Genomic DNA, 13,350 nt, shown 5'->3' with positions numbered 1-13,350 from the left:
TTTTATTCAATCCTTTCTTCCCATTCTTCTCTAGTATAACCGTTTACTTCTGTACCTTCAACCAATAGTTTCCCATTTTCTTCTATTAATAATGTAACTGTTTTAATGTCTTCATATGCAAATACTGTAGCAAGTATTTGATTGACCATTGCTACCTCACGGGCCGTTCCCCCATAGTTCATGATGTCTTTTGAGACTTCCACATCTAAAGACCCATTAATATATAACATTTGGATGATGCTAACCCCTTCAGGTATAGCAGAATAGTGGTCGTCCTGATTATCAAATAAACGTTGCAATGTAAACTGTAAGTTAGCTTCTGTATTCCCTTGATGGTCAAATTCAATGGTATCTTCAAACATGCTTTCCTGCCCATTTTCATCCCATGCATAATAAAATAAGCTTGTCTTAACGGTTGCCATCTGCATAATTTGTAACATCAGCATGGCTGACAAAATAAGTGCTCGCTTCATATAATTACCTTCCCCTCTACATAATTGTAAATAATTGGTAATTATATTGTATACCTTATTTGCGTCAGCTACAACCGTGTTTTTTTGTTACTTTCTGTCCCATTATAGTATTGAAATTAATCATTATCCACAGAAAGGGTGAAAATAATCTACCTTATCAACGATCCGTTGGGAAACTGTCAAATGTTTGAACAATAGCATTATAAACTGCCAGACCAACCTTTTTCTTGAAAGCTTCACTTTTTATCCGCTTAGCATCTTCTGTATTGGACAAAAATGCTACTTCTAAAAGTACACTTGGCATATGCGTTTCACGAAGGACAATGAAATTACTTTCCTTGGTTCCTCGGTCACGGGTATCCAGTTGTTTCATTAAAGAGCTTTGAAATATATCTGCTAGTTCATCTGAATGAAGCCCTTGGGTATCAACATCCCGCCAATAATGGGTTTCTGTTCCATTTGGTTCTGTCCCAAAATAGTTATTATGTATACTGACAAAAAAATCAGCCTCCACGTCATTTGCTAAACCTATCCGTTCATCGTATGTTGGATATGTATCATCTAATCGTGTATAGTAAACTTTTATGTTCTCATTTTTATCAAGATATTCTTTTGCATATAAAACCATATCAAGATTAGGATTTTTTTCATATATACCGTGACCAATGGTACCTGGGTCTTTTCCTCCATGTCCAGCATCTACCACAACAATCTGAGCATAGAGTTCTTTTGGTCGAAAAGCTTTTAGATATAGATGATGTTCATCCTCCATTATACGGAACTCGTATAGACGGTTGGATTGAATATGTAACTGTGTTTTACCCTTATCATTATTAATATTTATGGACTCCATAATGCCATCACTGACATTCATATTCCCTTTACCAAAAAGACTACTATAATCACCAGGTAAGGTAATAACATATTCTTTCTTAAGGTAGTTATTTAAATAAGTAACCTTCCCAATGTCCATGGTCATGCCTTGCTTATCTAATACAATGGTAGGATTATCTATATTGGTATACTGAATATTACTGTAAGAAGGTTCTAAGATTTGAATCATGGTATAACCTTCTCCAGATTTTGAGATATTAAAATCTGCCTGTCCATCTGTTTCAACCACAACTCTCGTGGTCTCTTCATTAAATTGAGCTGTTCTAATGGTCTTAACATACTGTCCCATAACATCTTTTGATGTAAGTGTACTTAATAAAGTTGTTGAATGAGGTAAATCAAAGACAATACGATCGGGCTGCTTTAAACGAAAAGCCTTTACATCAGGTGATTTGACACCCATGACTTTTATATAGTCTCCTTCATTATTCTGTCCTAAATGTATGCCATAGATGGTATTGCTTAAAACGGAGACCTTAATGCTTTGTCGATCTTCCGCTAAAGCCACATCAAATGTATACCCTTCACCCTTCAAATCAAAAACAACGCGTGTTATATCTGGCTCAAATGAAGACTGACTGGATCTTACACCTGTAATGATAGGGTTATTATCAAACACTTGTTCAAAGCTCTCCATATCCCATCTAGCGTTTTCAATATCAATAATCAGTTTATTGTCCCAAAAGATTTTCTTTGCATGGGTAATAGCAGAGGATGCTTTTATGGTAAAGTACTTCTTAAATGTATCTTCTTGATAAACGACAGATTTTATGTTTGTTGTTGGATGAAGCTCTTTTTTAAGAACAGATTCTGTATAAAGATTACCTATATCGCTTAATGCTTCATCCGTAACCCTCCATATAACGGGCTGATCCTTTAACGCAGTTGGTAAAGTTTTTTTAGCATGAGAAGATGATAAGGTATCAATGTTTTCACTTGCGGTATTATTTGAATCATGATCTTCATCTACATGACTATCTGTAGTGTTATGGGCGTTATCATCTGTATGATTATCAGCGTTATCATCTGTATGATTATGTATTGTATCGTTTGTATTGCCATCTGTATGACCACTGGCTATTGATTTATTCATAGTAGCCGTACTTGTCTTACTATCCCATTTAATATCGTAACCAAATGTTTCAACGACAAAGCGGAGGGGCACCATGGTTTTCCCATGTTTTTTACTGGCATCTTGAATAATTTTTGCAGGTACATCTAATACAATCTCTTCCTGATTAACCATGGCCTTTTTGTCATCTATTTTAAGTACAATAAATTTATCTTCGTATGATATGTAGATTTCTTGTTTTTCTCCATTCCATTCAACCGTAGCTCCTAATTGAATAGATTCGCATACTTCTCGTACAGGCACTAATGTTCTGGCATATTGTTGTCCCTCAATCTCCTCTGTGATAATCAAGGCTGGCATATCCCCTGTCTTAATTTCTTCACCATCCATAATGAGTTTAACAAAAGGTCCTTTGTACCGATGGACTGCACCATCATACCGAATATAAAATTTATCCGTATCCCCATATACATTTACTGAAGGTATCCTCACCAAAAAAATAATGACTAATACCCCTATGATCCATTTACGTTTCATAATGTCCCCCTTATTTCTTATGTTGTCGTAAGCTATTGTAAAACAAAGTACCTCATCTTACCCCATTTAGCAATATTACTTCAACTGTTCTATCCAAATTATACCAAAATAAATGTTTAAGTAAAGCTTTTTATGTATATTACCATGTACAAAGGGTCGTTTCCTCAGCATCAACCTATATGCATGACTAAGCTTCATATAAACGGAACAAAAGAGGCTACGCCTCGTTACACAAAGTGGATTTGTCCATTAGGAAAGTTTCATTAGCACAAATGAGAATGATTCTATCTCATTTGTTAAATTGAGAACTTTTATATGATAAAAAAACTGCCCATCAAAGCATGTCACCATGTTTGACAAGGCAGTTCTCATTCCCTTAGCGTTAACGCCCAGTTGGAAAACGCTTGAATGTTTCTACAATACTATTATATATTGCTAGTCCAGATTTTTTCTTGAACACTTCACTTTTCAATCTTTTTGCATCCTCAGTATTGGATAGAAAGGCTACCTCTAGAAGTACAGCTGGCATATCCGTTTCACGCAGAACTAAGAAATTACCTTTTTTAGTTCCTCGATCGTAAGTATCCAATTCCTTTATAAGTGAATCATGGAATATGTCGGCCAGTTCATATGCATTTAATCCTTCTGTATCTGAATAACTTAAGTAATAGGTTTCTGTACCATGTGCCTTTGTTCCAAAAGAGTTATTATGTACACTGACAAAGAAATCTGCTTCAATATCATTTGCTAATTGTGCACGTTCACCTAAAGTAGGGTATGTGTCATCCAATCGCGTATAATACACTTTAATGTCATCATGTTGATCAAGGTGTTTTTTTGCATACATCACCATATCCAGATTAACATCTTTTTCAAATAAACCGTTACAGTTTGCACCAGGATCATCTGCGCCATGTCCGGGGTCTACCACAACAATCTGAGAATACAGTTCCTTAGGCCGATATGCTTTTAAGTAGATATTTTCCTCATCTTGCCTAATACGGAACTCATAAATATGGTTAGCTTTGATATGGAGCTGGGTCTTTCCATTATTATTATAAACATCAATGGAATCAATAATACCATCATTAACTTTGATATTTCCTTTACCAAAAAGCTTACTGTAGTCACCTGGTAAAGATATGGTATTTTCTTTTTTAAGGTAATCATCCATATAGGACACTTTATTAAGATCCATTGTGGCGCCATTCTTCTCTAACACAATGGTTGGATTATCCAAATTGGTATATTGAATGTTGCTATAAGATGGTTCAAGTATTTGAATCATCGTTAATCCTTGCCCTGTTTGGGTGATATCAAAATCCGCTTGTCCATCTGTTTCAACTACGACTCTTGTTGTTTCTTTATTAAATTGAGCCGTTCTAATGGTTTTCACATATTGTCCCATGGCTTCTGAAGTCAACGTACTTAATAAACTTGTTGTATTAGGCAGATCAAAAACAATACGGTCAGGATGGCTTAAGCGAAAAGCCTTTACATCAGGCGATTTAACACCATAAACTTTTATGAAGTCTCCTTGGTCATTCTGACCGAGATGCATCCCATAAATGGTATTACGCATAACAGTAACTTGAATGCTTTGTCGGTCGTCTGATAAGGCTACATCAAATTTGTAGCCTTCACCCTTGAGGTCAAAAACAACACGTGTTATATCAGGATTTAATGAGAATTGACTGGATCTTACACCTGTTATTACTGGGTTATTATCAAATATTTGCTCATATGTTGTCATATCCCATTTTGCATTTTCAATATCAATGATGAGTTTATTGTTCCAATAGATTTTTTTTGCATTGGTAATGGCTGATGATGCTTTTATGGTAAAATACTTTTTAAATGTCTCTTCCTTAAATTCTACAGACTTTATAGCTGTCGTAGGATGAAGTTCCTTTTTAACAATGGATTCTGTATAAGTATCGCTAATCTCTTTTAATTCTTCGTCGCTTACCATCCAATCGATGGGTTGATCCTTCAAAGCTGTAGGCAATGGTTTTTTAGCGGTAGAAGATGTTAACGTATCTAAGCTTTCACCTGGATCAATATCTGGATCTTGATTGTCATCCGGGTCTTTATCAGGATCTGTATCTGGGTTAGTATCTGGATTCTCATCGGGATCCTTATCCGGCTCTGGATCTGGATGATCGATAATAGGCTTGGTCATAACTGCCGTACTTGTAGCTCCATCCCATTTTACATCATAACCAAAGGTTTCAATGACAAATCGAAGGGGCACCATGGTTTTACCATGTTCTTTATTTACATCTTTAATGATTTTTGCTGGTACATCCAGTACAACTTCTTCATTATTAACAGTGGCTTTTTTATCATTTATTTTAAGTACAATAAATTTATCTTTATACGATATGTACACTTCTTGTTTTTGTCCATTCCATTCAACTGCCGCACCTAATGGTGCTGATTCGCATATTTCACGAACAGGTACCAGTGTTCGAGCATAGCTCTTTCCTTCAATAACTTCTGTGATAATAATGGCTGGCATGTCCCCTGTCTTAATCTCTTCACCATCCATTAATAATTTAACAAAAGGTCCCTTATAACGATGGATAGCGCCATCATATTGAATATATAGCTTGTCTCCTGTAGCATGTACACCTACAGCCAGTATATTCACGAAAAAAATCATTGCCAAAGCCATTGTTACCATTTTGCGTTTCATAACTTTCCCCCTTATGTCCATTGAGTCCTCATTATAACTGTTACCAAACCAAGTACCTTATTTTGCCTAATTTAGCATCTTTTGTACTCTAGTTCTATCAAATTATATCAAAAAAAAACGCTTTAAAAAAGATGCTAAAGCATTATGTAACACAAGCGTAATAATTGACATTTTTTGTAACCTTTACTTAACATTTACATCTGCTATCTTCCCTCATCATCTATGACAATCTTTATAAATGACATTAAAAAACGATTTGAACCTTCTATTTTATTAATGTTAATGACCACATCGATGGGTATTTGTAAATACCCTAGAATGGCAATTCGAATATTCTTATATTGACTTCCCCCTTCCATATTATCCATACAACTTTTCACTCTTGTATAATCCACCGTATAAAATAAATCCGTAAGTATCATGTTCTTAACACGTTGCTCGTCATAACCTGTTAAAGCATAAAACGCCCCATTAGCCAATACAATGGTATATTTTCTATCAATAATGACAGTGGGTTTACCTGTATTATCAAATATATCTTTATAATCCCTTTCCGATTCTCGCAGTTTTTGTTCCATATAATGCCGTTCTATGGCATTGCCGATTATCTGTGATGTGACATGAAGGAGTGACATATCTTCCTCATTCCATACCCGTTTCTCTTTTGTATGATCTATACCAATAAAACCATTAATTTGAGAATCCCGATACGTTGGAAAAACCAACAAGGATTTGATTTGCTGGGATTGCAATATACGCTTCTCCATCAAATAATCATCAATTTTCTCAATATCATCTATATTAATGACACCTTGCTCTTCCAGAAGACTTATCCACCATGTATAATCATCTACAGACAAGCCCTGCAGGTAACGCATCTCAGAAACCACACCATCCGCACACCACTCAAAGGTATTGTTCATGACACCATTTGAGATGTTAAATATGTACACACGAGATGCCCTTGTGATGTCACCAATCCGCTTAAGGGCATCTTGAATAGTATTGGTAAAATCAATAACACCAATAAATTTATTGGATATATCGTTAATCAGTTTCTCCAAACACTGCCGCTTTTTCAGCTTGTTTTCCATATTCTTCAAATGGCTAATGTCCAAAGCATATTCTAAGCGAACATCTCGCCCATCATCCCACTTAATTAATTTATCTTTTATTAAAAAAAACTTGTCCATCACTGGATTATAATATTCCCAAGAGTAGCTCTTATCCTTAGCCTTCTTCAATATAGGGTTGGTACAAAAAGAACAAGGTGATGACCTCCCCTGTAATAATTCATAACACTTCTTTTGTAATATATCATCTGAATCAATGATGTCTTCTAGTTTTTTGTTCACATAAAGTATATCGTAAGTCTCTGGATCTGCCACATAAACAAGTTCACAAATGTCTTTTAGTAAAATATTAGCCATTTTTTTTATGTTGAACAAATTCTTACACATAAGCTCTCCTTCTTCAAAATTGTTGAAATGAGTTCTATATCTGTTGTCTATATTATATATTATTTACACAAAAGATACAATATTTTTCCAGTTTATTACCAATACTACCCATAAAGAGTTTATTCAAACAAACCTCACCTCATATACACTACGCGACGCGACTCTTTACCCAAGCACCAACCTACCCCACCGCCAACCACTCTAGTAGAAGGGGTATGTGTACATCAATACGGTGACTTTTAAAGCAATCTTAGAAAAACTCGGTAAGTGAAAAAGGTATTTCCGTTAAAAAGCTTACTTGTCTGACCGCAAGGGAGTTGTAAGCTTTAGGAAATACCTTTTTCACGAACCTTAGTTTTTCTTAGATTACTTTAACCTGAACCTATTGATGTACATATACCCCTTCTACGGACATCTTGCACACTCTATTACAATATCTTTTTTACTATCATAAACAACCTTTCCTATCATTATAATAGTAACCTTTCTCTACCATCCACACAAAAAATCATAATCTTTCTTACCATATTACTTTATCCTATACTTATTCTTCGGCCGCCCAATCTTACCATACTCCAAATCCATCACCACAAGATTTTCTTTTTCAAGCAAATCCAAATAACGCCTTGCCGTAATCCGAGACACACCAATATCATCTGCCACCTCAGAAGCCGTAAAACTTTTATCTCCATGATGCTGTAAATACCTAAGAACTTTATCATACGTATGCTTACTGAATGGATTATCATCCATCGTTTCTTTTTCCTCCGAATCCCCTTCAAAGAAAACATACTTATCAAGCTGTGATTGTTCTATATTTTTCTCATCATTAAATTTCTGTTTTCGCATCTTATAACGATTAAGGGACTCTTTGAGCCTTTCAAAGGTAAAAGGTTTAATGAGATAATCCACAATCCCAAAACGCAATAATTCTTCAATGGTTTTTACCGACTTATCTGCCGTAATCATGATCACATCGCATTGATAATCATGAGCACGAATCCACTTGATTAAATCCTGCCCTTTTTCATTAGGAAAAAACAAATCCAGCAGTACAAGGTTCACAGATGATTTTGCCAGTATATCCTTTCCTTCTTGTACCGTACTGACACTTGCTTCAAGTACAAAGCCATCCATTTTTTCAAGAAATTTTTCATTTATTTGTCTTACCATGGGGTCATCTTCTACGATTAAAACCTTATACATGTTATTGCCTCCAAATCACTAAATTTGTTTCATGGGCAGCCAAACTTCCCAAGACGTTCCATCCTCACTAGACGTTAGATGAATGGAACCTTTTGCTTCTTCTATATAATTATGAATAATCCATAACCCATAACCTCGCTGACCCTTCTTGGATGAAATCCCTCGTTCAAACACTTTTTCCCGCTTATCTTCGGCAATACCTGAACCGTTGTCTTCCACAATAAGATGAACATGCTCTATATCTTGTGTTAACTTCACATATATTTTGCTCTGTTTTTTTCCCAACAATTCTTCAATTGCATTTTCAATGAGATTACCTACTATGGAACAGAATTTGTCAGGGGACATATGAGGAGGAAGTTTATCCATATTGGACCATTTATCCACTACAAAATCAATCTTATTTTCTGTGGCTTTGCTATATTTCGCTAACAATAATCCAGCCACATAAACATTTTTAATGTTATGGGTTAAGATGCCTAATATCTCCTGTCGTTGCTCTGAGAGCTCTGCAATATACTTAACCGCCTGTTCTTTTTCATCCAATTGAATGAGCCCAGAAATAATATGCAGCTTATTTAAAAACTCATGATTTTGAGCCCGCAAGTTGTCTGTTAGGTGTTTCATCCCACCTAATTCTTCCACCATACGCTTCACTTCTGTTTTATTTTGAAAAGTGGATACAGCACCAATGATTTCATCATTATGATTTTTCAAAGGCTTAAAACTGCATAATAAATTGATATTAAACCTTGTCTGAATATCCACATGAAGGATGGTTTCATCTTCCTCCATACTACTCACTAACAATTCTGCATAACGGTCGTCAAACATACGAATATCCTGTTCTACCTCTTGGTCCACTTGAAAAATTTTCTTGGCAAGATCGTTCATAAGGGTTATTTCTTGCTTGGAATTAATGGCAACAATCCCTGTATCAATACTCTCCAAAATTAACTCTTTTTCACCTAATAAAAGCGAAATTTCTTTTGGTTCCTGTCCAAAAATGGTTTTTTTAATATTGGTGGTCATAAGAAAGGTAAAGATTATACCTAAAACCAGTGCAATGACTAAGGCTATCTGAAAATTTCTCGTATAAGGTTCAATTTCACGATTAACCGTATCATTTAGCAAACCAACCAATACAGCACCGATTTGCTCACCCTGGTAATCAATAGGTGCAAAAGCTCTTATAGCAGAAATGAATCGATTTCTATCGGCTGACGTATAGGCTTTTCCATGTTTCAAGACATCTTCTTCCCCACCACTGAGGTATTTCTTACCGATGCTGACTTCATAAGGGTAGGAATATTTAATACCGTCCATATCCATAACAATGATGTATTGAAACCTTGTTTTTTCTCGAAATGTCTCAATCTGACTTTGAATAGCTTCTGCATCTTTCTTCATAAGGTTCTTCTGTATATTCTCTAAGGATGCTATGGTGACTGCTAAGTCCATGGCATTATTCCCCATCTGGGTTTCAATGGTTTTCTGTAATTGATTTTGGGTATTATACCCGGTGATACCCACTGTAAAGAGCAGTATCGCTGAAAAGAGAATAACCATTTTATATTGTAGTTTCATCCGGAACCTCCACCTACTCTTCTTGTAAGGCATCTTCAATGGCATCTTTGACAGCATTTTTTAAACCTGTGCTTGTAAGGGTCGCTCCAGAAACACCATCCACATCCCAGGTATTATGTTTTTTCATCTTGGGTGGTATTTTTTCATAAACAATCTCTTTTAGTCCTGGAATTTCTTGTTCCTCAAGGATGAAAATATCGGATATGACATGTTTATCCACAAGCACTTTCACTTTGATTGGACCGTGGTGTCCTTCTGCTTCACCAAAATATTCCCCATCATCATATTTGTATGCTTTAGAAGAACACCCTGTAAGGCTCATCATCATACACGCATATAAAACAAGTTTCTTCACCATTGTTCACCCCTTCACTTACTTCATAGCCACTCCAAACCTATTTACTGCCATGGACACAGCTGTTTATTTAAAGTATCTACCACGAGAAAAAGGATTAACCCTAAACCACTCATTAACAGAATACCGCTATACATGGCCACATAATTAATCCGCATCCAGGAATCCATGATGTAATAACCCAGCCCAAAGGTGGTACCAAAATTCTCTGAAAAAAACAAAACGGATAAGGCGGTTCCAATGCCAATTCTTATGGTTGTAAATAAACGGGGCAAAATACCTTTGAGTGCCACACCGAGGATTAGTTGATGATGGCTTATGCCGCTAGCAATGAATACGCTGAACAGTGCTTTGTTCATTTGTTTCATAGCATCCCGTATGTTCACCATCATTGGAAACAAGATAATCAGGGCCACCATCACAATCTTTGTCCCCTCACCTATCCCAAATATTAACATGATAATCGGTAACAAAGCAAACTTAGGTACCGGGTAAGCAAAATACAATAAAGGCGATACCAAACGCTCCACTTTTTTATAAAATCCGGATAATACACCTATTGGAACAGCTATTGCAACAGCTATTGCTATACCTAAGATGACTCTTCTCAAACTGTACAATACATGCCATATGATTTCCACATGCATGTGGTTAATGGTATAGTGTATAATTTCATAAGGGGAGGGAAGTATGGAGATATCCACGATCATCGCAATGGTTTGCCATAAAGCAAACACCCCTATTAAAATCCATATGTAATGCCCGTGATGCCTTTGCTTTTTTTGCATACCGTTCTACCTCACCTTCACCGACTACCCATGTGCTTTTCTAGCAAGTCTTTATAAGCATAGATACCTTCAAGGTTATCTTTTAAATCCATTTGAACATAAGGGTTATCCAAGATGGTCATGTCGTCTGTACCACTTAATATAGCCACTTTATGACCTAGGTAAATGGCTTCTAGTAAATCATGAGTGACCATGATCGTTGTTATTTGATGTTTCTCCCATATGTCTAAAAATATGTTTCTAGCTTCTTCACGATGCATATAATCCAGAGACGCAAAAGGTTCATCCATTAACAACACATCCGGTTCTTGATACAATGCACGTGCTATGGCTACTCTTTGCTGTTGACCTCCACTAAGATGATTCGGGTATTTATTCATTATATTCTCGATTCGTAGTTCTCTGCATAGCCCATGCAGTTGATGAAGGTTGACATTTTTCTTCCCGTTTTTTAATTTCCTGGGCAATACAATATTTTTTTTGACATTATACCAGGGTATTAACCCATAATGTTGAGGTATATATCCCATATGATGTTGTTTTGTGTTGACAGTCCTGCCTTTAAGGGTTATGGTTCCATCTTGACATGGACAAATACCACTAATGAGTTTTAACACGGTGGTTTTACCAATACCGGATTTCCCAATAAGGGTACATCGTTCACCTTCATCAAGAGAAAAACTAATCTTATGAAGTATTTCATGATCCTCATAGCTATAACTCACATCTTTTACTTCAATCATCTTACCCCTCCAAAACTTACGATTGCCACTTCATGTATAAGGTATTGGCAATGCCTAAACGCTGGAGTATACGCCCGACAGTAGACGCAACCATATCCTCAATGCTGTTAGGCTTACTATAGAATTCTGGCATTGGCGGTACCATCTCTACCCCCAGTCTGCTTAAGGTTAACATGTTTTCTAGATGAACAGCGCTTAGTGGGGTTTCTCTTGGCACCAGCACCAACTTCTTCTTTTCTTTTATGCATACATCACTGCTTCTGATTAAAAGGTTATCACTTATACCATGGGCTATTTTAGCAAGACTGCCCATAGAGCAAGGTACGACCACCATCCCATCAAGAGGAAATGACCCACTTGCTATGGGTGTAAAAAAGTCATCCTCACGACACCGTTCTACAGCATTACCAAAAACACTTAACCATTCTTCCACCTGTTGTTCCAGCTCATAAGCAAAAACTTTTTCCCCTTGTTCCGTGATCACCACATACACATGATGACCCATCTTAACTAATTCTTCAACTACACATTTTCCATATATACTACCACTTGCACCTGTTATGCCTACAACATATTTTCCCACAACAGCACCACCTAAATGTTTATATTTTGAACACCATGTGTTCCGTCTTTTACATAAGTTATTTGAACCCATTTGTCCATAAAAAATCCAATAACGTAAAAACTAAAATAGACATACTGACAATCTGATTCAGATGATACGATGCCGTATTCATCTTGGACCGATTAGCTGGATCAACCATGTAGTGCTCAATGGTCAATAACACGGCACTTATACCAAGACCAAATAGGTATAACACACTCATGCTGCGATAAAAATACAAACCTAATAATAAGCCAAGCATGAGCAAGTGAAAACCACGAGCAATGAAAAGGGCATTTTTAAACCCAAACTGAGCAGGAATAGAAAACAGCCCATGATCTCGGTCAAAATCAATATCTTGGGTACCATAGATAATATCAAATCCTGCTACCCACAATAACACAACAGCACCCAGTACCAATGGCACAATATCCAATCGCCCCGTTACTGCCAACCATGCACCGACAGGTGCGCCAGCGCAGGTGAAACCTAACACCAAATGACAGGCCCATGTAAAACGCTTGGTATACGAATACAATGTAAACAGCGCTAAAGCTATAGGCGACAGTATAAAACAAATGGTATTGATCTGATAGGCGGCTAGTACAAACACCCCGTAACAAACAGCTGTCAATCCCAGAACTTCTATATTTTTTACCTTATTCTGAGGCATGTGCCGGTGGGCGGTCCTTGGGTTCATTTTATCATAGGATTTGTCTACCCAGCGGTTCAAAGCATTTGCACCATTTCTGCCTGCTACTAACGCAATTAAAATCCATAGAATCAGTCTTCCTTCAGGCAAGCCATCGGCTGCCCAAATCATAGCTATAAGGGCGAAAGGTAATGAAAACAACGTATGTGAAAACATCACCAATTCACCATATGTTTTTAAACGTCTCAGAAGTCTCATATTATCTATCTTCTTTCGTTATG

At 36.5% G+C, this 13,350-nt stretch carries 11 protein-coding genes; all 11 read right to left on the bottom strand.

Going from position 1 to position 13,350, the window contains the following annotated elements:
* Nucleotides 1-2: 2 nt before the first annotated feature.
* The 11 genes from HZI73_RS05205 to HZI73_RS05155 all read right to left on the bottom strand — a co-directional run bounded on the left by HZI73_RS05205 (nt 3) and on the right by HZI73_RS05155 (nt 13,327).
* Complete coding sequence (locus HZI73_RS05205) at nt 3-473, bottom strand: GerMN domain-containing protein (RefSeq protein ID WP_212697202.1); 471 nt, start codon at nt 471-473, stop codon at nt 3-5.
* Nucleotides 474-630: 157 nt separating this feature from the next.
* The gene (locus tag HZI73_RS05200) at nt 631-2,976 is read right to left on the bottom strand and encodes an N-acetylmuramoyl-L-alanine amidase family protein (protein WP_212697201.1); all 2,346 of its coding nucleotides are present in this window, start codon (nt 2,974-2,976) and stop codon (nt 631-633) included.
* Nucleotides 2,977-3,358: 382 nt separating this feature from the next.
* Complete coding sequence (locus tag HZI73_RS05195) at nt 3,359-5,674, bottom strand: N-acetylmuramoyl-L-alanine amidase family protein (RefSeq protein WP_212697200.1); 2,316 nt, start codon at nt 5,672-5,674, stop codon at nt 3,359-3,361.
* 203 nt (nt 5,675-5,877) lie between these two features.
* Complete coding sequence (locus HZI73_RS05190) at nt 5,878-7,134, bottom strand: PAS domain S-box protein (protein ID WP_212697199.1); 1,257 nt, start codon at nt 7,132-7,134, stop codon at nt 5,878-5,880.
* Between the two features lie 528 nt (nt 7,135-7,662).
* Nucleotides 7,663-8,340: a response regulator gene (locus HZI73_RS05185; RefSeq protein WP_212697198.1), complete on the bottom strand. Its 678-nt coding sequence runs from the start codon at nt 8,338-8,340 to the stop codon at nt 7,663-7,665.
* Nucleotides 8,341-8,358: 18 nt separating this feature from the next.
* Nucleotides 8,359-9,927 carry an ATP-binding protein gene (locus tag HZI73_RS05180; protein WP_212697197.1) on the bottom strand — a complete coding sequence of 523 codons (1,569 nt, stop codon included), beginning with the start codon at nt 9,925-9,927 and terminating at the stop codon, nt 8,359-8,361.
* A 13-nt stretch (nt 9,928-9,940) separates the two neighbouring features.
* Entirely contained in the window at nt 9,941-10,285 is a 345-nt protein-coding gene (locus HZI73_RS05175) for an FMN-binding protein (protein ID WP_212697196.1), read from the bottom strand.
* Nucleotides 10,286-10,326: 41 nt separating this feature from the next.
* The gene (locus HZI73_RS05170; RefSeq protein WP_212697195.1) at nt 10,327-11,070 is read right to left on the bottom strand and encodes an ABC transporter permease; all 744 of its coding nucleotides are present in this window, start codon (nt 11,068-11,070) and stop codon (nt 10,327-10,329) included.
* A 17-nt stretch (nt 11,071-11,087) separates the two neighbouring features.
* Entirely contained in the window at nt 11,088-11,813 is a 726-nt protein-coding gene (locus HZI73_RS05165; protein ID WP_212697194.1) for an ATP-binding cassette domain-containing protein, read from the bottom strand.
* A gap of 16 nt (nt 11,814-11,829) precedes the next feature.
* Entirely contained in the window at nt 11,830-12,396 is a 567-nt protein-coding gene (locus HZI73_RS05160; protein ID WP_212697193.1) for a UbiX family flavin prenyltransferase, read from the bottom strand.
* A 58-nt stretch (nt 12,397-12,454) separates the two neighbouring features.
* Complete coding sequence (locus HZI73_RS05155) at nt 12,455-13,327, bottom strand: UbiA-like polyprenyltransferase (RefSeq protein WP_212697192.1); 873 nt, start codon at nt 13,325-13,327, stop codon at nt 12,455-12,457.
* Nucleotides 13,328-13,350 lie beyond the last annotated feature (23 nt).

It is taken from the genome of Vallitalea pronyensis, assembly GCF_018141445.1.
GTDB lineage: Bacteria > Bacillota > Clostridia > Lachnospirales > Vallitaleaceae > Vallitalea > Vallitalea pronyensis.
Note: the sequence above shows the minus strand (reverse complement) of the source record. Positions and strands in the feature narration are given on the sequence as shown.